A 23,171-nucleotide genomic window follows, 5' to 3' on the forward strand; every position below is an offset into this window, starting at 1 on the left:
ATACCAATTTATAAGAATAGGTCGATACTGTTGCACTTGATTTGACAATTTGGGGTGTTCAATAACTAAATAATAAGGTGATATTTTATTATGAAATGAAAGTTTGCTCGTCGCCTTTTAGCTGCACGGTCACCAGTTCAGCTAGGTAGGGTGTTAGTTCAAGTTTAGTAACAACAGAACCATCGAGTTGGAGCACGGTCAATGCAGGTTGCTTGATCACGGCACGTAATTGGTCGATAGCAGCATCATGTAAGAACGGCCAAGCACTGGTTTGATTGGTGGTTGAAATGATGGTTAAGTTTGTTTTGAAGTTATCCGTTGACCCAAATTTTTCAACATAGTGAATAACTGCATCGTTGGTTTGCCAGCCAGCATATTTCACAGCATATTTAGGTGCGTTTTTTGAAAAATTACCAAAACTTGCAACAGCATCTGGAATATCTTGATAAGTATTATAAGCAACACAATCTGGCTGTTTATATTGGTCGCTATAATTTGGCCAGTCTAGATCAGTTTTGGCCAATAGTTGAGCGTATGATTGCTGTTGTGACGGTGTTAATAAGACTTGATCAACTGATGTAGCGCCAGCAGCTATCTGGGGCTGCATTTGTTTAGTTAGGGCGTAATAGTCGGTGGCGCGGCGATCATTATTTTGTGCTGAAGGATGGCCATCAACTTTGAAAACGCGAATCGCAGTGGGATCATTAGCGGCTAAACCAGCAGCAAAAAGGAATTTGTTAGCAAAATCTGTCGTTAATAGTTGGTCAACGAAGTGTTGTGGTGCTGCACTGATGGCTGACTTTTTATTATTAGTTTGCGTAAGCATAAACACGACATCCAACCGTGGCGTATCGTGATGCGGATTTTTGGCATTATAAAAAATCATGGCATTAGCGATGCGCCATAAGCGTGCAACCGCGGCGTCAACGCCAATGGCATTCAAGTTAACTTTGGGCGACTTTGTTTCGATCATTTGTGGTATCAGATCAGTTGCTAAAGCACCTTGTAAGTCAAGCTTTGGCCCTTGTTCTGGTTGGAAATGATATTCGGCGCACATCTGCCGTAGTCCACGATTAGTTGGATTTTTGGCCGCATGAAATTCGCGAAAATTCACATCTGGATTAAGTGTTTTCCCACCAGAAGGATTTAACAAAACGACTAAGGTGTTAAGCGCCAAATGGTCACTATCATAAGCAAGCCCAGCCGCGTAGCTGATAAAATCGCCTCTAGTACTTTGCATGGTTTGATTTTCTGCGAGTGTGCGTTTAGATTTTTGAAAAATTAACCAAGACATATCATTATTGTATTTTTCAAAGAAATAATTGTAGCCTGCTGGGGTCACATTACCTTTTTGTAAATCAGGTTTGATTGGTCGCGTAGGTGCCAGTTCAAATTGAGCTTTTAGTTGTGCTTTCAAGCTTTTTTTTAACTGATTTCGTTCTTGGGTCAATGCCTTGACCGCAGCTTTTGATAACGCTTGGGTTTCGTTAATTTCAATAAAGTTAGTAAAAGCCTTTTTCCATTCTTTAGCTAGATTAAGTGGTGTTTTAATATAATCGCTATCTGCGGGATCGAGGCAGATGGTTAATGCTTGTTGGGAATCCAGCGTTGTCGTAATTGTTGGTTGTGCTGTTTTTTTAGTATAACCTAAGACGAAACGAGCTGGTTCATTTGCAGTAGTTGTCTTCTGTACCATCAATACTTGTATAAATTTTGTTGGCTTTGTCATTATGCAGCCTCACTTTTGTTAAATGTACCTATTTATATAATAATAGGCTGGTATGACATATTATAGCAACTGGTAATTAAGGACAGCTTGCTTTGTTAGGCCGTTTAACTGGAAATAACCAATAAAAAAGGTGATAAACCCCCGTTAAGAACAGGGGTTATCACCTTTAAAAATACGCTAAGAAGTGGCGTTATATTTTTTTAGCGGTTGCGATTTTCTTGCCAAATTCAGTCTGGTCGAAATGGTCGATCACATCTTTTAAATCGGTATAGCTCAAACTAGCACCGAATAGTGGGCTACCTGGTTCAGTCATGATGCCATCAGCCAGTTGATAATGAACAACTTGATCAAAGCCTAAGGTGTCCACAAATTGGGCAACTTCATTAACAGCAGTATGCTCATCGCCGGTCACAAAAAGGGCTTTGCGTTTGGGGTCACCGGCAGCATGGGCTTCTTCTTGTAAGTTATGGTAACCCATGTGATTGAAAGTTTTGACCAGTGTGCTGGTGTTAAAGTAGGCCTGTACTTGTTCACTAGAAGTAGTATCTGGTGCCAAGACTTCTTCGCGAATACCGTCTGTTTCCCACCAATAATTCATGGCATCAATAACTAATTTACCCTTGAGTAGGGCGGCCGGAATATTTTGATAGCGGCTTAAGGGAATCGCCAAAATAATGATGTCGCTGTTGGCGATCACGTCAGTATTCTCTGTTGCAATCGCGCCAGGCACTAACATTTTTATCGTTAGCGCAATCTTTTTAACGTCACCTGATCCTGAAATTCGGACAGTATAACCCGCATCCAAGGCAAGACCAGCGAGAACGATGCCGACTTTACCGGCGCCTAAAATACCTACACGTTTAATCGTCATTATTTCGCCGCCTCCTTGGCTTGCAAAATTTCTTTAACGCGGGGAATGACCTTAGTGGCGTAAAGTTCGATCATCCGTTCACGTTGGGCTACAGTTTGGTTGCCAGCGCCGTAAACAAGATCAAAGCGACCGAGATCAAGTAAATCAACTGTACGCGCGATCCGTTGGGCTACAGTTTCTGGATTGCCAACGTAAAATGAGCCAACCTGAGTTTCGTTATCAAATTGTTCACGACTCATTGGTGCCCAGCCACGCGTCAAACCGATGCGGTCAAAGTTAGCTTTGATATTCTTGAAGGCAACTTCAATGGCCTTATCTTCATCGTCGGCAATGAAGCCATGTGAATGGACAGCAACTGGATATTCCGGCATATTTAAATCTTTTGCTGCCGCATGGTAGAGGTCGATGTAGGGTTTAAAGCGATCAGCTTGGCCACCAATGATTGCCAAAATAACTTTATAACCATAACGGGCGGTGCGGATAATTGATTCCGGTGAGCCACCAATACCGATATAAGTTTCTAATTCGCCGTTTTCAGTTTTAGGATAGACTTCTTGATTTTTTAAAGCTGGGCGGAATTTACCGGACCAGGTAACTGGCTTTTCTTTGCGCAGTTCATTGTACAAATCTAATTTTTCGTTAAATAGATCATCATAGTCAGTTAGATCATATCCAAATAAGGGGAATGATTCGGTAAATGAACCGCGGCCGAGCATAACTTGTGCGCGCCCGTTAGATAAACCATCCAGCGTAGCAAAGCGTTCATAGACACGAACTGGGTCGTCGGAGCTTAACACAGTGACTGCCGTCGCTAACTTAATATTTTTAGTTACCGCGGCAATTGCAGCCAAAACGGTTTCCGGACTAGAAACGCTGTAATCAGGGCGATGATGTTCACCGACGCCAATAACATCAATGCCGAATTGGTCAGCAATTTCACCTTCATGAATAATTTGGCGGATCGATTCAGCAGCTGTTTTTAAGCTGCCATCTTCATTAGCAACAATATCACCGAAAGTTTCAATACCGAATTCTAGTTCATTTACGTTTACCATGGCTGGTTGGCCTCCATTCGTTTTACTTACTTTTAGTAAGTTTTTGATATGATCATATTATAGTTAGCGCTAAAAAGCAACTATTTTTCGTTTAAAACTTAGAAATTTATTGTTATCCCGAATTGTCAAATCAAGTGCAACACTGGCCAGATTTCACTTATAAGTGGTCTAGGTCATGCAAGTAATTGTGCAGTCATAAATTCATTAGCCGATTTGTAGCCGAAGATTTTACGTGGCCGTTGGTTTAGAGCAGCGGTAGCCCGTTCGATATGTTCATCACTGAAGTCACCAATGGATCGCCCCTTAGGGATAAATTCTCTTAATAACCCATTGAGGTGTTCATTACTGCCCCGCTCTGACGGTGTATAAGGATGAGCAAAGTACAGGTGGGTGCCGGTGACTTCATTAAGTGAAGAAAACTCGGCGCCATTGTCGAAAGTGAGTGACTTAACCACTGAATCATCAAATTTATCCACAAACTGTTGAACGACTGCCTTACAAGTTGCGGCATGATAGTTCGGTATTCTGATAACTGCTTCATAGCGCGTCATCCGTTCGGTTAAGGTGAGTAGGGCTGGTTGATCACTCGTGCGTTTGCCCTTGACCAGATCGCCTTCCCAATGGCCAAATTCAGAGCGATCATTAGCAGCTGCCGGACGTTGCTCGATTGAATCACCTAAGACCTTCTTATTCTGCCGCACATGACCAGAGCCAGGTTTAGCGTGACGGCTGACCTTTTGCGGCAAGTCGATATTGGCGACCGTTAATAACCCGCGATCAATATAGCGATAAACGGTCGGTGTTGCGGGGCAATATTCAGCTGGATGATCTTGTTTGTAGGACCCAACAAAACTATCAACACTATGGACGCGGAACTTTGCTTTAAGCACAATTGCCAACTGTTCAAAAAATTCAGGATTGTGTTCCAGCATGCTTTTTCGATGACACTTTAGGCGACGCTGTTCATATTGGATTTGGCTGGTATCGGCGAAATAACATTCAGTAAAAACACCATAGCTAGACATTTGAGTAACGGTACCACGTTTGATTTCACGGCTGATCGTGCTCGGGTCACGGGCCAATCTTTTAGCGATCGCTCTGATCGAATAATGATCTGCATAAAGGCTCTGGATTTGGCCACGCTCCTCACTTGATAGTTGTTTATATGATCGTTTGATGATATCTTTAGATTGGGTCATGAAGTCCGTCCTAACTTATTGGTTTTGTCGCTTATAAGTTTAAGGCTTCATGGCCTTTTTGGTCTAGTTATTTAGGTGTTGCACTTAGATTGTAAATCCGGCAAATTTATTGTTATCAATTGATCGGTGGTGTTGGCGGAGTGATTCTGATTCGCAATTACGCTATTTTAAAGTCGGTAAGAACTTAATTAAGGACAAATTAAAATTGGCACAAGAAGCGTAGTTATAGCACTTTAGATTAATTAATGCGAGCAATGAATAGGGTCATTATATTGTAGAGGCAGTGCGTAATCAATGTATTAGCCTGCTGGAAGGATTTGTTTAATGACGTGCTTAAAACTCTTGTGACTGACTTCACCACCAGCCAGCAAAAAAACTAGGCTAATTTATCTGTGTAAATTCACTTGTAACTTAAAATGATAGCGCTTACACTTAAGCTGATTTCAAGTGCAGTAAAGTTAACCGGTTACGGCGCTTAATCCTCAGTTTTTTCGTTGCAATTAGCTTAACTAAAAATGTTAGTCAGTGCTGTCATGAAAATTTTGCTTATTCTAGATAAGATGAGATCGCACAGCAATACGGAAGCCATGTTGTGCTGAAGGAGTGAAGCAACCATGAGTATAGTGGTTTCAGTATTAAAAGAAAACCGCGGACATGAAAAACGAGTTGCACTGGATCCTGAAGTCACGAAGAAATTAGTGAAAAACGATTTTGAAGTTCTAATTGAAGCTGGTGCCGGGAAGTTAGCTTTGTTTGCTGACGCCGACTATGAAAAAGCTGGTGGTAAAATCGTTGACCGCCAGACCGCACTGACACAAGGAAATATTGTGGTTGTCGTCAATGAGCCCGGCGACGATACTTTGGCGGCGTTAAAGTCTGGTCAGATTATCATTGGCTTATTAAGCGCGTTGTTGGTGCCAGATAAAATTCAACGATTGGCTGATGCTAAGGTCACTGCGATTTCTTGTGAGCTGTTACCGCGGACGGTTAGTCGCTCGCAGGCCATGGATGTTTTGAGTTCACAGGCTAGTATTGCCGGTTACAAAGCAACTTTACTGGCCAGCAATCTGTACGCTAAATATTTTCCAATGATGATCACTGCTGCCGGCACGGTGAAACCAGCCAAAGTATTAGTGTTAGGAACTGGTGTTGCTGGCTTGCAAGCTATTGGCACGGCTAAACGACTAGGGACAGTCGTCTCCGGTTACGATGTACGAGCGGCTTCTAAAGGAGAGGTCGAGTCGTTAGGGGCAACTTTCTTAACCAGCACAGTGGCCAACGGTGCTGGGACTGGCGGCTATGCACGCGAGTTAACTACGGAAGAACACCAAGCCCAGCAGGCAGAACTAGCTGGTTTTATTGCGCAAAACGATATTATTATCACCACTGCACAGGTGCCAGGGCGAAAGCCGCCATTGCTAGTACCGCAAACAAGCGTTGATCAAGCTCAGGCAGGCACAATTTTCATTGATTTAGCGGCTAGTGATTTAGGTGGCAACGTTGCCTCAAGTCAACCATTTGCAACAGTGACCACAGCGCAGGGCGCATTGATCGTTGGTGCTAGCAACTTAGCCAGTGAATTATCTAACTCTGCGTCACAACTTTTTGCAAAAAATGTGCAATCGATCATTAATGCCTTCATGGTGGATGGCGCAATCCAAATCGATCCAACTGATGAGGTGTTTAAAGGCTTACTAGCGACCATAGATGGCGAAATTATCAATGCACGTTTGCGTAAAATTATGAATTTACCGGACTTAGCTGAACCCAAAGTAGCGGAAGGAGTCCATTGATATGAGCCAGCAATTATTTACCAACTTCGCCATTTTTGTATTGAGTTTTCTCGTTGGTTTTGAAGTGATCAGTAAAATCCCAGCCACGTTACACACACCAATGATGTCTGGAGCAAATGCTATTCATGGGGTGGTGGTGGTCGGTAGTATTTTGATTGCCCTAGAGGCCCAGTCGGCATTGTTCTACGTCATTGCCTTTATTGCCGTATTTTTAGGTGCCATTAATGTGGCTGGTGGTTACGTTGTTACCGATCGTATGCTGACCATGTTTTCCAAGCCTAAGCCGACAAAAAATTCTGCTAAGGACGGTGATGACAAATGATGTCGCCATTAATGGCTGTTGTTTCTTTGTCATACTTGATTAGTGCTGGTTGTTACGTTATCGGGTTACACATGATGCGCACGCCTAAGTCAGCCCGCAATGGCAATCGACTTTCGGCAGTAGGGATGGTTTTAGCCGTTGTCATGACCTTTGTAATTGCGCTTCAAAAAAATGAGGCAACGCTGATCAGTTGGCTTTTATTGGCGGTGGCGCTAATTCTTGGAATCACGTACGGCGCCGTTAAAGCACGCACGGTTAAAATGACCGATATGCCACAACTCGTTAGTTTATTCAATGCTGTTGGTGGTGGTGCGGCCGCAGCAATTGGTGCCTTTGATTATTTAAGTCAACCGAATGGCGAGCATTTGGCATTGGCCTTTTCAATTCCGGTGATCCTCGATATGATCATTGGTGGCATAACCTTCTCGGGCTCGTTGATTGCCACTGGAAAATTGGCCGGAAAAGTGTCGGGTAAACCAATTACGTTCCCTGGGGCTAAGCTATTAAACGGAGTGGTAGTCCTGATTATTTTAGTGGCAATTGCGATGACGGTTGGGTTTGCTAGTAGCCCATGGATCTTGACCATAGCGATCGTTGCTAGTCTCGTTTTCGGTATTTTAATGACGATTCCCATTGGTGGGGCCGATATGCCTGTTGTTGTGTCACTATTGAATGCTTTTACTGGTTTAGCCGTTGCCATGGCTGGTTTTGTTATTAATAATCAAATCCTGATTATTGCCGGTGCGTTAGTTGGTGCGGCAGGGACCATTTTAACCTTACAAATGGCTGCTGCGATGAATCGCTCAGTGGTAAAAATTATTGCTGGTGGTTTTGGCACTGATGACGGTGGGGGTGCTGCAACAACTGATATTCCAGTTGATGTGAAAACGACCACCGCCGACGATATTGGGGTGCAACTCGCCTATGCTAAAAACGTGATGATTATTCCAGGCTACGGTTTAGCGGCAGCACAGGCACAGCGTGAAGTGTCTGATCTGGCTAATTTGTTACTCGCACATGGTATCAATGTGAACTACGCTATTCACCCAGTTGCTGGCCGAATGCCAGGGCACATGAACGTTTTGCTGGCTGAGGTTAATGTACCGTATGAACAAATGAAACAGATGGAAGAAGCTAATGCTATGTTTGAAAACACCGATGTATCATTGGTTATTGGTGCTAATGACGTTACTAATCCACAAGCTCGGGAACCGCACACTGTTATTACTGGGATGCCGATTTTAGATGTGGATAAATCCAAGTCGATCGTTGTCATCAAACGGTCGATGAGTACTGGATATGCGGGTATTCAAAATCCATTGTTCGCCAACGAGAAAACGGGTATGTTCTTTGCTGACGCGAAAAAAGGATTGGTCGAAGTTATTGCGGCGACTAAGGAATACTTGGAGGAATAAGGGATTAGACTAGCTGGCGTTTTGTAGACAACATATTAATTAGCTCTGAAATAGGTACCTAAGGTCAGAAAAATAAAACTGGCGCTGGGTATCTTTTTTAAGCTAAGAATCTGTTACTGATGTCGTTTTTTGAAAGCGCTATTGAGACTGAAATGGTGCGGGTGTAGACTGAATCTATGAACTGATAATACTGTAATATAGAAGGGAAGCAATTTTTAATGTATAAAGCAGCAGATCAACGTTATGATCAATTAAAGGTACGTCACGCTGGACAAACTGGGTTAATGCTACCACCAATTTCGTTAGGTTTATGGCGGCATTATGGGAGTAATGACCCACTGAAGGCGCGGCAAGAAGTGATCTTACACGCTTTTGATCAAGGGGTTTTCCATTTTGATGTGGCCAATAACTATGGCAACAATGGGACTGACTTTGGCAGCACCGAAACCCTGCTGGGCCAAGTGTTAAGCACTGACCTCAAAGCTTATCGTGACGAGTTAGTGATTTCCACTAAGGCGGGTTATCTGATCCACGAGGGGCCATTTGGCTTTGGCACTTCACGTAAATCGATGTTGCAGGGTATTGATGATTCACTACGGCGCCTGCAATTAGATTATGTCGATATTTTCTATGCCCATCGTTTTGATGATACGACACCAATTGCCGAGACCGTTCGCGCTTTAGATGATATTGTTCGGCAAGGTAAGGCGTTATACGTGGGTATTTCCAATTATGAAACGCCGCAAGCACAGCAAGCCATCGCTTTATTCAAGCAGTTAGGGACACCATTTGTTCTCGATCAAATGAGCTATAATATGCTGAACCCGCATGTTGTCACCAGCGGTTTAACGCAAGCTTTGGCTGATGCTGGTGCAGGCTTGATTGCTTATGGGCCACTATGTGAAGGCTTGTTATCTGAGCGCTATCTAAAAGGTATTCCTGAGGACTTTCCAATTCATCACACGAACAGTGCGTTGTTTGCTCAAGGCAAGCCAGCGGTTGTGGCGAAATTAAATCAGTTGAATCAGTTAGCACAAGGCCGTGGACAGACCTTAAGTCAAATGGCGTTGGCTTGGTTGTTGCGTGATCAAGTCGTCGCCAGTGTTATTATCGGAACGACTAGTGTGGCGCATTTAGATGATAATCTACAGGCACTGAACAATTCAACCTTTACAGCTGACGAGTTAGACCAGATCGACACAATTTTGAAATGACACCTAGTTGGGTAGCAAATAATTAATTTAATATTTTTAAGTTGGTACCGCTAGCTACGAAATCAGCAACTTACGCTAAGGTTGAGCAAGAACACCATAGGCTTCAACTTGATAGGAGGATTCAACATGAATTTGTTGGTTTTAGCTGCAAACGGACAAATCGCGCAACTTGTGGTACAACGAATTTTAACTGAAGCGCCATTTAAGCATCTCCAGCTAACCTTAGTTTTACGTGATCATCAGCGTCTAAGTGAGTTAGCTGATAATCCCCAAGTCACCATTGTTGAAGGTGATATTACTGATATTGCGGTGTTAAAGCGCGTTATGCCAGGTCAAGCGATGGTTTATATTGCTGTGGCTGATCAAGAACACGATAACAGCATCACTAAAAACGTGATCAGTGCCATGCAGGCTAATGGCGTCCAACGTGTGGTGGCAACTAACATTCTCGGTATTTATAATGAAGTGACTGGTGAATTTGGTCGTTGGCACTTACGCGTTGCTCGGAATACGCTAAAGCCGGCGATTGAAGCAGATAAATTGTTAGCGGCGTCTGGCTTAACGTATACGACATTGCGTTTACCATGGCTAAACGATCGGGCTGAAGTGGCCTACAGTGTTACTAGAAGGGCTGAACCATTCGGCGGCGTTTCTGTGTCTCGGCAAAGTGTTTCTGATTTAATTTTAAAAATTATTGGCGGATCCTACGTATGGCGCCGATGACAGTCTGAGTCTGGCGGATCCAACCACTAGAGAGAACAAGCGCCCCGTATATTAGACGCAGTATTAACAGCAGTGTAGCAGCTGCTGTTTTTTTGACTAAAAATTTAAAAATAAGTCTTGCTATGGAGTGCAGACGAGGGTTTAGACTAAGCTAGTCGAGTTGAACAAGTCTATACTTAACAAGCATAGTTCGTATAAATATAGGCATTAGACGTATAGCTAAAAGATCACTAAAATAAAGGTATCAGCATTTAATTAGGGGGAGCAGCAAATGAAAAAAGTTTTAATTGCCTATTATTCTTGGTCAGGGACCACAGCTAAACTGGCCCACTTGTTACAGCAGGTGACTGGCGGAGATTTATATGAAATGAAAGTCGCTGCCGACGTTTTTTCTAGCGACATGTACGCCACATCTGATATTGCGACTAAACAGCGGGCGACCAACGCGCTACCACAATTAGTTGGTAGCTTGCCTGATTTAAACCAGTACGACGTCGTTTTGATAGGCGGTCCTGTATGGTCAGGCGCACTAGCAACACCAGTGTTGACGTTCTTACAGCAAGGTCAAAACACGAAGGCGGTACTAGCGCCATTTTATACTGACGCTGGCACAAAAGGGGACTACGAAAAAGACTTTACCCAAGCTGCTGGACAACCGGTTAAACCAGGTATTGGCATGGATAGCATGACGTTAAATCAAGCTACTGCAATCGCTAAAGTAAAGGCATGGTGGCAGCAGAATTTTTAATTTATGAGGAGAAATTTAATGACCGTTAAACTTTATATCGCATCAAGTAATGGTTCCAGCCGCAACGCGCGAGCTTGGTTTCAAAATCACCATATTCCATTTACCGAGCGTAACATTATGGCGCAGCCACTCAGTCCCAAGGAAGTTAAGCAGTTATTGCGCATGACTGAAAATGGGACAGCGGATCTCATTTCTACGCGAGCACGCATTTACAATAAATTACAGCTGGACTGGGATCAGTTGACTACGAGTGAAGTGGTTGACCTAATTGCGCAGCATCCCGATTTGTTAAAGCGCCCAATCATGTTTGATGAAAAACGCTTGCAAATTGGCTATAATGAGGAAGATATCCGCCGCTTTTTGCCACGGCAAACACGCAAGTTAGAACTAGCAAAACTACAGGCCAAGTTGGCCATTTAATTATTAGGAGATGTTTTTAAATGAAAGCAACAGCATTTATTGAACCGGGTAAAGTTGCCGTCCAAGAGGTAGCTAAGCCTAAAATTGAAAAACCCACTGATGCAGTGATCAAAATTGTCCGTGCCTGTGTTTGCGGTTCTGATCTTTGGTGGTATCGTGGTATTGCTAAGCGGGAACCTAATTCATTAGTTGGCCATGAAGCGATTGGCGTTGTCGAAGCCGTTGGTGCTGAAGTTACTGATGTTCAAGCTGGTGACTTTGTGGTCGTTCCATTCACACACGGTTGTGGCCATTGTGCTGCTTGTTTAGCTGGTTTTGATGGCAACTGTCAGAATCAAGAGGCTGGCGGTAATGGCGGCTATCAAGGGGAATATTTACGTTTTACCAATGCAAATTGGGCATTGATTAAGATTCCTGGTCAGCCACAAGATTATTCCGATGAACAATTGAATTCACTTTTGACGTTAGCTGATGTTATGGCAACCGGCTACCACGCCGCGGCCAGCGCTGAAGTTAAAGCTGGCGATACAGTTGTTGTTATGGGTGATGGCGCCGTCGGCTTGTGTGGCGTGATTGCAGCTAAGTTACGTGGGGCTAAACGTATTATCGCTATGAGTCGCCATGAAGATCGACAAAAGTTAGCGCGTGAATTTGGTGCCACTGATATTGTCGCTGAACGTGGGGACGACGCCGTTAAACGCGTGCTGGCATTAACTGATAATAATGGCGCTGACGCCGTACTTGAATGTGTCGGCACAGAACAATCTGTTGCCACGGCTGTTCAAGTTGGCCGTCCAGGGGCTATCGTGGGCCGTGTCGGTGTACCGCAAAAAGCAGAAATGAACACGAATCAATTATTCTGGCGTAATGTCGGCTTACGTGGCGGCATTGCTTCAGTCACCACTTATGACAAAGAGGTACTGTTAGATGCCGTTTTAAGCGGTAAAATCAATCCAGGCAAAGTATTTACACAGCGCTTTGACCTCGACCATATTCAAAACGCATATGCAGCTATGGACCAACGGACAGCAATCAAGTCATTGGTTATTGTTAGTGAAGGTTAATTTTTAAATAAAGCGAGAGTGTGACATAAGACGGTTAGCTCCTGAGTATTAGCATACTACTCCACAATAGTGGGTGATTTTCGTGCCGAAAATCTTTGGCGTTACGGACGTTGACCATTTAACTATGGCGAAGACCGCTAAGTTAAAACATGGCAAGCGGAAGGAGCTGCGACTTGGACTTGCCGCACTTCGGCAATAGTCCAATCGACAACGGGAAGCACGTTCTGTTTAGCGAAATAAGTGTTAATTTTGATACTTGGCAATCAGTGTTATTAAGAACGAGCGACAGTGTCTTATGTCACACGTTTAACCTATAAGGCAATAATAAAACGGCGTCGCCAGTAAAGTGGTGACGCCGTTTTATTATGCATATAATCGACAAACCTTTTTGCTTTTTGCGACAATTGGTATAATATGAAGCATATCAGCTGAGAAGAGGTCAAAGTAATGTTTCAAAATATTCAACCGCACATTTTAAATACCCAATACACACCAGAAGTGCCACTTAAATCGACCGATTATATTGTGATCATCCAGCAAGGTAAGTTATTACTGAAGCAGCACGCTGATAGCCAACAAATGCCAACTTTTGCTGACTTGCGCGCCGCTTATTCAACAGAATTTACGCAACCTAATTATCTATTATCAATTGAGCAGCACAGCTTTTTCACCTACGATTTGACGTTGAAGGAGACCACGGCGTTTAAATACGCTAGCTTAAATGCCTTACGGACGTTGCAGCCAGAGTGGCTAGCTTTTGCTGCTGCTACCGCTGCCCATTTAGCTAATTGGTATCTCCAAAACCGCTATTGTGGCCATTGTGGGCAGGCCTTGGTTAAGGGGACTGAAGAGCGTAACTTAATTTGCACAAATTGTGGCGCACAGATTTTCCCGAAAATCTCACCGGCAATTATTGTTGGGGTTAAACGCAATAATCAACTCTTATTGACCAAATATGCTGTTGGGTATGACCGCTATGCCTTGATCGCAGGTTTTGTCGAAATTGGTGAAACCTTAGAAGATACCGTTCGCCGTGAAGTTTTTGAAGAAACTGGGTTACAGGTCAACCATATTCACTACTATAAGAGTCAGCCCTGGGCATTTTCACAATCAATTTTAATGGGCTTTTTCGCTGATATTGCTACACCAGATGCTTATACTACTGAAGAATATCGTTCTGATGAGGCCGAATTATCCGTTGCTAAATGGTTTGACCGTGACAAAATTCCACTTGATGACACAACATTGAGTTTGACCTGGGAAATGATCGGCGCCTTTCGTAGCGGTAAAATCAAATAATTTTGTGTCATTAAATGAAAATATGCTGTTGTTGGCACTGATTTTGGCGGGACAATTTTAAAAAATTCTAATTTTTTGTTGGTGCTTAAAGCCCGCTATAGCAGTAAATAAGCGGCTTTATTAATAACTTACAATGAATTATTAGAATTTTATCATTGATTTTTCATGTGGTTTAACGCTATTATAGCGAGTGAAACGTAAAAAGCGAGGTTATTAAGATGAGTGATAAATTAAAAGTTGGTGTGATTGGCGCCACCGGGATGGTCGGCCAACGCTATGTAACATTACTAGCGGATCACCCATGGTTTGAAGTTGTGGTTGTTGCGGCTAGTGCGCACAGTGCTGGCAAAACTTATGCCGAATCTGTTAATGGCCGCTGGAAGATGCAAGAGCCAATTCCTGATGACGTGAAGGATTTAGTATTGCTAGATGCAGCGGATGTTGCGGCGGTTGCGTCACAGGTCGATTTTGTATTCTCAGCTGTTAGCATGTCTAAGGATGAAATTCGTAAAATTGAAGAGGACTACGCTAAGACTGAAACGCCAGTTGTTTCGAATAACAGTGCGCACAGATGGACACCAGATGTCCCAATGATCGTTCCTGAAATCAACCCTGACCACACCGATATTATCAAATATCAACGTGAACGTTTAGGTACAAAGCGCGGTTTCATCGCTGTTAAGCCAAATTGTTCAATTCAAAGCTATACGCCAGCGTTGGCGGCATGGCAGAAATTTGAACCAACGCAAGTCGTTGCCACTACGTACCAAGCTATTTCTGGCGCTGGTAAAACTTTGGAAGATGCCCCTGAGATTGTGGGTAATGTGATTCCATATATTCCCGGCGAAGAAGCTAAGTCTGAAGATGAACCATTGAAGATTTTTGGCCATGTCGATGCAGATAAACACGAAATCGTCAACGCTGAATCACCAGTGATCACTAGCCAATGTTTGCGGGTACCAGTTTTATATGGACATACTGCGGCGGCTTTTGTGAACTTCAAACAAAATCCGACTAAGGAAGAATTGATTGCTGCCTTGGAAAGTTACAGCGGTGAACCACAAAAGCTAAACTTACCAACGGCACCAAAACAATTCATTCAATATATGACTGATGATTTCCGGCCACAAGTGCGCTACGATGTGAATTTTGAACATGGCATGGGGATCTCAATTGGCCGCTTACGTCCGGATAAGATTTTTGACTGGAAGTTTGTCGGTTTGTCACATAATACTGCTCGCGGCGCTGCCGGTGGGGCCATTTTATGTGCAGAATTGTTGAAAGCACAAGGCTATATTACTAAGAAATAATAAGACTCAATTTAAAAATGCGTGCTATTCGAGTTAACGAGTAGCATGCATTTTTTTAGTGTATTTCATATATAAATAATTGTTAAAGCCACTTTGTTTAGGGTGCGTTTCAGCCACTTTTTTAAAGACTTGGTAGCCTAACTTTTCATATAAGCTGATTGCTTTTGTATTAGTGTCTGCAACTTCTAGCACATAAGTTTGATAAGGGGTATGCGCATGTAAATATTGGATAATTTGCGTTGCAACACCACGACCACGGTGCTGACTATCGGTTGCTACAAACTCAATGGCGCCCATCGTTGGTTGCATTTTAAATGGGTAAGGCTTGTCTTCAAATTCTTTTTTCAGAATTTTGTAGGCAATTGTGCCGCGGAACCAACCCAAATGATGGCGTAATTTTGATTGTTGTAACCTAATTGAAGGCACACGGTCATCAGTACAGGCCGCAAAGCCTAAAACAGCGCCGTCCGCAATCGCTACATAAAAAACGGCCGGATTGAAAATATGCGTAAAAGCACGCGTTAATTTAGCTTGATCTTTAGAGAAAAACTTTAACCAGTCATAGAAACTAGCCACAAATATTCGGCTTACTTCTGGGCGTCGGTCACGGGTGGCGTCACTTAGCTTAATGATTTCCATAGTTATTATCCTTTATGAGTAAGTATCGTGGTTGAAGTTTTAAGATAACAGATTTAATGATCGCCAGCTAGTTTATTGCGTTAAAGCAGCAACAAAGCGACTGGTGATTTCTGAAGGGCGAGTGATGGCACCACCGACAACGACACTGATGGCACCGCAGGTCAGTGCTTTTTTAGCCATTTCTGGTGTATGAATTCTGCCTTCAGCAATCGTAGGAATATTTTGGTGTGCCAAATCATGGATCAGCCTGTAATCAGGGCCGGTGAGTTGCTTACTTTCAGGTGTATAACCGCTTAAGGTAGTGCCAACAAAATCAATGCCGGCTGCGTGAGCCACTTCACCTTCCGCCAAGGTGGAAATATCAGCCATGAATAATTGCTCAGGGTATTTAGCCTTGATCTGCTGAATAAATTCAGTAATGCTTAAACCATCATGGCGGGGCCGATTAGTGCAATCTAAGGCGATAACAGCCACACCAGTTGCCACCAATTCAGCAACTTCTTTTTGTGTTGCCGTGATAAATGGGCTTTGCGGTAAGTACTGCCGCTTAATGATACCGATGATTGGCAAAGTGGTCACTGCTTGAATTTCTTTAATATCGCGTACCGAATTTGCGCGAATTCCGCTTGCTCCTGCGGTGACGGCAGCTTTAGCCATTAACGGCATTACGCCACCAGCTTCTGTGTATAATGGTTCACCAGGTAAAGCCTGGCAAGAAACAACCAACTTGTTTTTAACCAGCGCAATAAATTCGCTTGCTCGCATTTTTATATCCTCCAATTAAAATAATTAATGGCGTTATACGCCACAGCTGCATCGTAACAGTTTGTGATTATTTTGTAAACGAATCCAAAAACTGAACAGCGGGTCATTAGCTGGTAAGATTGCGCAACTATTTATTTGCGATTCGTGGCTTAGATATACCATACTCCATAATCTTGACTCACTAAAAATACATGAACAAGTGATACGATTCGTTATTGGTAAGACGTCTTGTATTGCAGAGCAACAAGGTAAATGCGACTAAGAACGACAGTAAAGGACGCAAAAAAGCCTAGATGAGCGCCATCTAGGCCAGCGATAATTAGTCCTGAATCTGAGTTCACTTATAGCGATTTAGCATTTTTTGTGTTTCCATTTTTATCTCTTGGACAAAAGTGCTTGGCCCCAGCACTTTCACGTTAGCGCCCTGACTGAGCAACCACATTGAAATACCTGTGCCATAGACTTCAGCCTCAATAATAACACTGCCATTATCGGGGCTATTTTTGCGGCCATGAAGGGCGTCTTGTTGGGCGTTTAGTTGTTTGATCTCTTCTAGGGAGATACCGTAGGAGTTGTGTTTAAGCACAACGTCATGTTCGTCTACTTTATCAGTGATACGAGCGGTAGGGAGGCGATCAAGGGCGGCTTCAGCGATGCCCCAGAATTGAAAGCGAATGGTCATTAATTTACCAGCGTACATGAACTGAACGCGCTGACGAAAGTCACTGGTATTAAAACGATTGGCGTTGGTACGCATCGTTTTAGTGGCAGGACTAAATTTCAACACTCGATCGATGCGGTAGATCAAATTGCTTTGATATTGATCGTTATAGGAAATTAGATAGAAATAATATTGATCAAAGGTCAGCGCCAACGGGAGAATCGTCCGCTCAACTTCTTGACCACGATTACGACGATATGTGATCGTAATTTGTTGTTGCTTGGTGATGTATTGACTGAGTTGCCAAATTTTATTTAATAGTGGTTCCTGATGAGCCAAGGGGGTATAAAAAGTGAGCTCGTTTTGGACTAATGGTTTAACGGATTGGCGCTCACTGGATTTGATCAAGTTTAATAAGCCATTAATGGTACTTTGGGTTTCATGATTGTTTAACGCGCGGCTGGCTAGTAGAATTTTGACTAGAAGTAAAACTTCTTTGCTAGTGAGTTCGTGTTGGTCGCTATTGAGCACATAGCCTTTTTGACTACGTGAATAAGTGATTTGATAGTAGCTTTCTTCATTGGTTAAGTAAGCATTTAAATCGCTGATATCACGTTGAATCGCTCGTGGATCAACGGTAAACTTATCTGCCAATTGCTGTTTATTTAAAATATTGCCATCAAGTAACTGCTGAAAAATGTAAACTTGCCGGTACGCCTGTCCATATTCCATGTTAATGCTCCTTTTGCTGCAGCGTGGCTGTGGCTTTTTATTGCCTATTTTGGTTGGTGCTAAGGATACTGATTGTGACAACTATATTTTAGCTGGACAGATACTGTCTAGTCAAGTGTATGCTGATTGTTTCAATTGATAAGCTGCTCCAATTAGGCGGAGATTGTATTTGAGTCAACGCTTCAGTATGAGCATTAAGTGGTTAGACAGTGAAATAACCCGCAATTGGCAATTAAGTCAGTTGCGGGTTATTTTATTAGTATGAGTTACATTTGTGGTGTTAAAATTCGGGCTAAATCAGCTTTAGCAGTCGTGATTGGCGTTAACGCAAAATTTTCCACCAAGTAATCTAGCACATGTGGTGAAACGAAAGCTGGTAAGGTAGGCCCAAGATGAATATTTTTGATGCCTAGAGCAAGCAAGGTCAGTAATACACTAACGGCTTTTTGCTCGTACCAAGATAGTACTAAGGTGAGAGGCAAATCGTTAACTTCACAATCAAAAGCATCGGCCAGTGCCAGCGCAACCTTGATAGCAGAGTAGGAGTCATTACATTGGCCCATGTCCATCATTCGCGGTAAGCCGGCAACTGTACCGAGATTCATATCGTTGAACCGGAATTTACCGCAAGCACAGGTTAAAATTAACGTGTTTTCCGGTGCTGCTTCGACAAATTGGGTATAATAATTACGACCAACACGGGCGCCATCGCAACCACCGACAAGAATGATGTGCTGCAGTTCACCATCTTTAACTGCCTTAATTACGGTATCAGCCTTTGAGAGCACAAAATCATGGCCAAAACCAGTGGTGACAGTGTGGCCGCCGTTGATACCAGTCAGTTCCTGTGGTTCAGTGTAGCCGCCGAGGGCTAATGCCTGATCAATCAATGGTGTGAAATCTTTGTCGGCGCCAATGTGCACCATATCAGGATAGCCAACGACAGAAGTAGTGTAGACACGGTCGCGATAGCTTTTCCCAACAGGCATGATACAATTAGTGGTAAATAAAATCGGTGCCGGCAGTTTTTTGAATTCCTTCTGTTGATTTTGCCACGCGGTACCGAAGTTGCCCTTTAATTGCGGATAAGCTTTCAGGGCCGGATAGCCGTGAGCGGGTAACATTTCACCGTGAGTATAGACGTTGATGCCTTTGCCGGCAGTTTGGTCTAGCAACTGCTTCAAATCGTATAAATCATGGCCAGAAATGACGATAAACGGACCCGGTTCAATCGTTAGTGGAACCTCAGTTGGTCGTGGATTGCCGTACACTTCGGTGTTGGCCTGATCAAGCAATTTCATTGCAGCAAAGTTGACGTGCCCGGTTTCCATGGTTAATGCGAGTAAATCTTCTTGGGTCGCTTCATCGTCGCCAATCATGCGCAGTGCTTTAAGGAAAAATTGATTAACCGTATCATCAGTATAAGCCAACACAGCCGCTTGATGAGCGTAAGCGGCCATTCCTTTTAACCCAAGCAATACCAATGTTTTCAATGAACGAATATCATCGTCGGCGTTATGCCACAACTGCTGCATATCGTAAACTTCAACATCAGCTGCGGCCGCCTCAATTTTATCTAAAATCACTTGAATTGCCGGATCATCGAAATTAACGTTAGTCAAGGTGGTAAATAAGCCATCCAAAACTAACCTTGCTAACGGCGTTGTTGTATTTTCTGGTGGCACAACCTTGGCTAAACCAATTAATGCGCCAATGACATCGTCCTGCAGATTGGCAGTTTCGACTGTTTTGCCGCAGACGCCGCCGTGTTCACAGGCAATACCTTGCATAGTTTGTTCACATTGGAAACAGAACATTGATTCTTTGACTACCATATTGATCACCCTTATTTCATAAGTATTATCTAAAATGATAGCGCTTTTATTGTTGAAAAGCGGTTGGATTTCCAACGGAATAGGTGAGTGAAGTAACTTGGAGGGAAATTTATGCAACAATTTACGTCGATTTTATTAACTTCAGTTTTGTTTAACGGTGTCACTAAGGCCCAATTAGCGCCGTTATTAACAGCAGCTACACCGACACAAAAAGTATTTGCAGCTGGTAAAAGGATTTGGCAAGCTGGTGAAAAGGTGACGACATTCGGCTTAGTTTGCGCTGGACAAGTGCAGATCGTTAAGGAAAATGTTCAAGGCAATCGGATGATCGTCGCGACAATTAAGCCTGGTGATATTTTTGGTGAGGCCTATATTTACGCAGCTACTGGTGGATTACCGGTTTCGGTTGATGCTAGTCAGGCGGCGATAATTTTATTTTTTACGCCACAACGTTTATTGCTGCTGACCCAATTACCTAGTGGTCAGCAAGTCGTCAGTAATTTATTGCAAATTTTAGCGCAAAAAAGCCTACTGCTCAATCAGAAAGTGGAAATTCTGGGGCAGCGGCGCATTGCGGATAAGGTGCTGACTTATTTGCGTTGGGAGCAACGTCGCCAACAAACTAATCCTATTTTATTACCCTATAACCGACAGGAAATGGCTGATTTCTTAGGTGTTGAGCGCTCAGCCTTATCAGCGACGCTTAGTGAAATGAAACAAGCCACAGTCATCGATTATCATAAAAATCAATTCACGCTACTTTAGATCAAAATACCAGCACAGTGATCGACTTCATGCTGAATAATTTGGGCCACCCAGCCAGAGAATTCTTGAGTGTGTGTCTGAAAATTTTGATCAGCATAGTTGACGGTGATTGTTTTGTAGCGTTTAGTGCTGCGCTGACCAGTTAATGACAAGCAACCTTCCTCCGCGGTGAACAGACCACTTTTTTTGGTGATTACTGGATTGACCATTGGTACAGCCAGTGGTCCCATTTGGCAAACAATGATTCGCTTATTGACGCCGATCATATTAGCCGCCATGCCAACGCAGCGGTCAGCGTTAGCTTTTAAGGTGTCCAATAAATCAGTAATGACTGCCGCATCTGACTTGGTAGCTGGTACTGCTGGTTGGGCGAGAAAAGTAGGATCGTGCATAATTGGTTTGTTCATGAGGGGCTCCTTTAGTTAATTTGTTTCTATTATACCAGTTGCAATCAATAAAAATTGATGTTATTCTAATACATTGTTAGCCAGCTAACGATTAAAAAATAAACAAAAGGGAGCGAAAAAATGTCAGAAAATATTGGCCGTTTACTTAAACAAGCGGCTAATCAGATGAGTCGGCAATTTGACGAATTTGCTCAACAATATGATTTAACTGGTGTGCAGCTATCGATCATTGATTATCTCAGTCGCCATCGGGCTGATCTAGTGTTACAACGCGATATCGAAGTGGAATTTGCGATTCAACGTTCAACGACTACACTGATTTTACAGCGAATGGAGAAGAAGCAGTTGATTACCCGCCAAGTGGCAGCGGCTGATGCGCGGCAAAAAACGATCAGTTTAACCAATAAGGCATTGGGCTTAGAGTCGGTTGTGCGCACGTACATTGATCAACAGGAACAAAAGTTGCGCGATCAATTTAGCGTGACCGAATTAACAATATTTAAAAAGATATTACATTATTATGCGTAAGAAAGCAGGTTTAAAATGACGGAAAAAATTTCACCGCGGGTACTAGGTGCGGTGTTAGCAACTGGGTTGATGTCGTTTTGCGGTGTGATCGTTGAAACGGCAATGAACATTACCTTTCCCACACTGATGCGTGAATTTCACGTTAGTACAGCATTGGTACAATGGATGACAACGATTTATCTATTAACGGTGGCCATTATGGTGCCTTTGTCAGCACTTTTGAAAAAGAGATTCCGAACTAAAACACTATTTTTAGTGGCTAATCTACTATTTATTGCCGGATTAGCTTTGGATGCATTTGCCACGGAATTTCCAGTTTTACTGTTGGGTCGTGTGGTGCAAGGCTTAGGAACTGGTATTGCGCTGCCGCTGATGTTCAACATTATTTTGGAACAAGTACCTCTAGCTAAAATTGGCTTTATGATGGGGATTGGAACGTTGATTACAGCGATTGCACCCGCAATTGGACCGACATTTGGTGGAATCGTGGTTTCAACATTAGGTTGGCGCTATATTTTTGCCTTTTTATTACCGATCTTGCTCATTTCATTAATTATCGGGCTAAAATGTATTCAGCAAAAAAGTGACATACAGCGAGTTTCTTTTGATGTTTGGAGTGTTTTGTTAGTAGCTGTCACCTTTGCCGGTTTGATCATTGGCTTTAGCAACATGGGCAGCCAGCCGTTGTTTAGCTGGATCGTTGGCGATGCTTTTATCATTGGCTTACTTAGTTTGATTGGTTTAGTTTGGCGCTCATTACACTTAACGACACCAATTATTAATTTACGTGTACTAGGAAATGGCGATTTTGCTGGCCACGCATTGAGTTTCTTTTTAATTCAAATCACAGCGTTAGGCTTATCATTTATTTTGCCGAATTACATTCAGTTAGTTAACCAAAGCTCGGCTACTGCTGCGGGCTTGGTTGTGCTACCTGGCGCATTACTAGGTGCAATTTTTGCGCCATTTAGTGGGCGGATCTTGGATCGTTTGGGGGCTAAAAAACCATTGCTAGTTGGTTCAACGTTGGCGTTGGTGGCAATGTTGTTACTCAGCATTTTCAGCCGCCATTTAAGTGACGGTTTGATCATTGCTTTTTATTTAATTTTCATGGCCGGCGTTGGATTGGCATATGGTAATATCATGACCAATGGGTTAAAGTTGTTACCTGCAGCACAACATGCTGATGGCAATGCGATTTTTAACACGATTCAGCAGTTTGCTGGTGCTGTAGGCACTGCCGTTGTTGCTGCAATTATTGGTCAAAGTCAAAATAATACTGCAATCAAAACGACTGTAGCCACTGCAATTGGCTCACAGCATGCCTTTTATTTTCTTTTAACGTTACTGGTTATCGAACTATTGGTATTAGGTAAAGTTATTTTATGGCCGCTTGACAAGTCAGCAACAGAACATTAGAATATAATTAAAATTAAATGAAAACAGAGCAATGAAGAGATGAGTAGGTACTAATTGGTTAACAGTGAGGTCGCGGCAGTGCAAGCGGCTACCAATAGTGCTGAAGATGGTCTTGGAGTGAAAGACGGCTAAGTCATTGATGAAGCTGGATTGGTTGCGTCCATTAAAGCGCTGAGTACATGGTACTCATTGAGTTGTTTAGTGTGAGCTAAGCAAAAATAAAGGTGGTAACGCGAATTAATCGTCCTTGGAAATTAT

At 43.0% G+C, this 23,171-nt stretch carries 22 protein-coding genes; 13 read left to right on the plus strand and 9 right to left on the minus strand.

All coding sequences use genetic code 11. The features are described 5' to 3' along the window. Window positions 1-88 precede the first annotated feature (88 nt). The 4 genes from EKM80_RS00005 to EKM80_RS00020 form a co-directional block, all read right to left on the minus strand. The gene (locus tag EKM80_RS00005; protein WP_125551042.1) at window positions 89-1,729 is read right to left on the minus strand and encodes a hypothetical protein; all 1,641 of its coding nucleotides are present in this window, start codon (window positions 1,727-1,729) and stop codon (window positions 89-91) included. Between the two features lie 190 nt (window positions 1,730-1,919). Beyond that, window positions 1,920-2,603: an NADPH-dependent F420 reductase gene (locus EKM80_RS00010; protein WP_125551043.1), complete on the minus strand. Its 684-nt coding sequence runs from the start codon at window positions 2,601-2,603 to the stop codon at window positions 1,920-1,922. Continuing rightward, the gene (locus EKM80_RS00015; RefSeq protein ID WP_125551044.1) at window positions 2,600-3,655 is read right to left on the minus strand and encodes an LLM class flavin-dependent oxidoreductase; all 1,056 of its coding nucleotides are present in this window, start codon (window positions 3,653-3,655) and stop codon (window positions 2,600-2,602) included. The genes EKM80_RS00010 and EKM80_RS00015 overlap by 4 nt, the downstream gene beginning before the upstream one ends. 173 nt (window positions 3,656-3,828) lie before the next feature. Next, complete coding sequence (locus tag EKM80_RS00020; protein WP_125551045.1) at window positions 3,829-4,854, minus strand: IS30 family transposase; 1,026 nt, start codon at window positions 4,852-4,854, stop codon at window positions 3,829-3,831. A gap of 614 nt (window positions 4,855-5,468) precedes the next feature. Between EKM80_RS00020 and EKM80_RS00025 the strand changes: the two genes are divergently transcribed. The 10 genes from EKM80_RS00025 (at window position 5,469) to asd (ending at window position 15,162) form a co-directional block, all read left to right on the plus strand. Beyond that, window positions 5,469-6,647 (plus strand): NAD(P) transhydrogenase subunit alpha, encoded by a 1,179-nt coding sequence (locus EKM80_RS00025; RefSeq protein ID WP_125551046.1) that lies wholly within the window; start codon window positions 5,469-5,471, stop codon window positions 6,645-6,647. Window position 6,648: 1 nt separating this feature from the next. Then, window positions 6,649-6,969 carry an NAD(P) transhydrogenase subunit alpha gene (locus EKM80_RS00030; protein ID WP_125551047.1) on the plus strand — a complete coding sequence of 107 codons (321 nt, stop codon included), beginning with the start codon at window positions 6,649-6,651 and terminating at the stop codon, window positions 6,967-6,969. Then, window positions 6,969-8,384: an NAD(P)(+) transhydrogenase (Re/Si-specific) subunit beta gene (locus EKM80_RS00035; RefSeq protein WP_125551186.1), complete on the plus strand. Its 1,416-nt coding sequence runs from the start codon at window positions 6,969-6,971 to the stop codon at window positions 8,382-8,384. The genes EKM80_RS00030 and EKM80_RS00035 overlap by 1 nt, the downstream gene beginning before the upstream one ends. A 218-nt stretch (window positions 8,385-8,602) precedes the next feature. Further along, window positions 8,603-9,598, plus strand: coding sequence for an aldo/keto reductase (locus EKM80_RS00040; RefSeq protein WP_125551048.1), 996 nt, complete (start codon window positions 8,603-8,605; stop codon window positions 9,596-9,598). 126 nt (window positions 9,599-9,724) lie between these two features. Next, complete coding sequence (locus EKM80_RS00045) at window positions 9,725-10,321, plus strand: NAD(P)H-binding protein (RefSeq protein ID WP_318531425.1); 597 nt, start codon at window positions 9,725-9,727, stop codon at window positions 10,319-10,321. Between the two features lie 271 nt (window positions 10,322-10,592). After that, window positions 10,593-11,069: a flavodoxin gene (locus EKM80_RS00050; RefSeq protein WP_125551049.1), complete on the plus strand. Its 477-nt coding sequence runs from the start codon at window positions 10,593-10,595 to the stop codon at window positions 11,067-11,069. Window positions 11,070-11,087: 18 nt separating this feature from the next. Further along, window positions 11,088-11,489 (plus strand): transcriptional regulator Spx, encoded by a 402-nt coding sequence (gene spx, locus EKM80_RS00055; protein ID WP_125551050.1) that lies wholly within the window; start codon window positions 11,088-11,090, stop codon window positions 11,487-11,489. Between the two features lie 20 nt (window positions 11,490-11,509). Further along, complete coding sequence (locus tag EKM80_RS00060; RefSeq protein WP_125551051.1) at window positions 11,510-12,553, plus strand: zinc-dependent alcohol dehydrogenase family protein; 1,044 nt, start codon at window positions 11,510-11,512, stop codon at window positions 12,551-12,553. Between the two features lie 447 nt (window positions 12,554-13,000). Beyond that, a complete protein-coding gene (gene nudC / locus EKM80_RS00065) occupies window positions 13,001-13,852 on the plus strand; it encodes an NAD(+) diphosphatase (protein ID WP_125551052.1) in 852 nt (283 codons plus the stop codon). Window positions 13,853-14,070: 218 nt separating this feature from the next. Next, entirely contained in the window at window positions 14,071-15,162 is a 1,092-nt protein-coding gene (gene asd, locus EKM80_RS00070) for an aspartate-semialdehyde dehydrogenase (RefSeq protein ID WP_125551053.1), read from the plus strand. A 33-nt stretch (window positions 15,163-15,195) separates the two neighbouring features. Here the strand turns inward: asd and EKM80_RS00075 are convergent, their stop codons facing one another. From EKM80_RS00075 to hcp, 4 genes are all read right to left on the minus strand, one after another. After that, a complete protein-coding gene (locus tag EKM80_RS00075) occupies window positions 15,196-15,801 on the minus strand; it encodes a GNAT family N-acetyltransferase (RefSeq protein ID WP_125551054.1) in 606 nt (201 codons plus the stop codon). Between the two features lie 72 nt (window positions 15,802-15,873). Next, window positions 15,874-16,566: an N-acetylmannosamine-6-phosphate 2-epimerase gene (locus EKM80_RS00080; RefSeq protein ID WP_125551055.1), complete on the minus strand. Its 693-nt coding sequence runs from the start codon at window positions 16,564-16,566 to the stop codon at window positions 15,874-15,876. Window positions 16,567-16,903: 337 nt separating this feature from the next. Further along, window positions 16,904-17,959 carry a helix-turn-helix transcriptional regulator gene (locus tag EKM80_RS00085; RefSeq protein ID WP_125551056.1) on the minus strand — a complete coding sequence of 352 codons (1,056 nt, stop codon included), beginning with the start codon at window positions 17,957-17,959 and terminating at the stop codon, window positions 16,904-16,906. 266 nt (window positions 17,960-18,225) lie between these two features. Further along, window positions 18,226-19,794 (minus strand): hydroxylamine reductase, encoded by a 1,569-nt coding sequence (hcp, locus tag EKM80_RS00090; protein ID WP_225418763.1) that lies wholly within the window; start codon window positions 19,792-19,794, stop codon window positions 18,226-18,228. Window positions 19,795-19,905: 111 nt separating this feature from the next. Between hcp and EKM80_RS00095 the strand changes: the two genes are divergently transcribed. Beyond that, window positions 19,906-20,559, plus strand: a complete 654-nt coding sequence (locus tag EKM80_RS00095) for a Crp/Fnr family transcriptional regulator (protein ID WP_125551057.1) — start codon at window positions 19,906-19,908, stop codon at window positions 20,557-20,559. Here the strand turns inward: EKM80_RS00095 and EKM80_RS00100 are convergent. Then, window positions 20,556-20,966, minus strand: a complete 411-nt coding sequence (locus EKM80_RS00100; protein WP_125551058.1) for a peptide deformylase — start codon at window positions 20,964-20,966, stop codon at window positions 20,556-20,558. The genes EKM80_RS00095 and EKM80_RS00100 overlap by 4 nt on opposite strands. A 120-nt stretch (window positions 20,967-21,086) precedes the next feature. Here EKM80_RS00100 and EKM80_RS00105 point away from each other — a divergent pair, with 120 nt between their 5' ends. Next, window positions 21,087-21,494 carry a MarR family winged helix-turn-helix transcriptional regulator gene (locus EKM80_RS00105; protein WP_125551059.1) on the plus strand — a complete coding sequence of 136 codons (408 nt, stop codon included), beginning with the start codon at window positions 21,087-21,089 and terminating at the stop codon, window positions 21,492-21,494. A gap of 15 nt (window positions 21,495-21,509) precedes the next feature. Beyond that, window positions 21,510-22,913 (plus strand): DHA2 family efflux MFS transporter permease subunit, encoded by a 1,404-nt coding sequence (locus EKM80_RS00110; RefSeq protein ID WP_125551060.1) that lies wholly within the window; start codon window positions 21,510-21,512, stop codon window positions 22,911-22,913. Window positions 22,914-23,171 lie beyond the last annotated feature (258 nt).

The organism is Loigolactobacillus jiayinensis, assembly GCF_003946445.1.
Lineage (GTDB): Bacteria > Bacillota > Bacilli > Lactobacillales > Lactobacillaceae > Loigolactobacillus > Loigolactobacillus jiayinensis.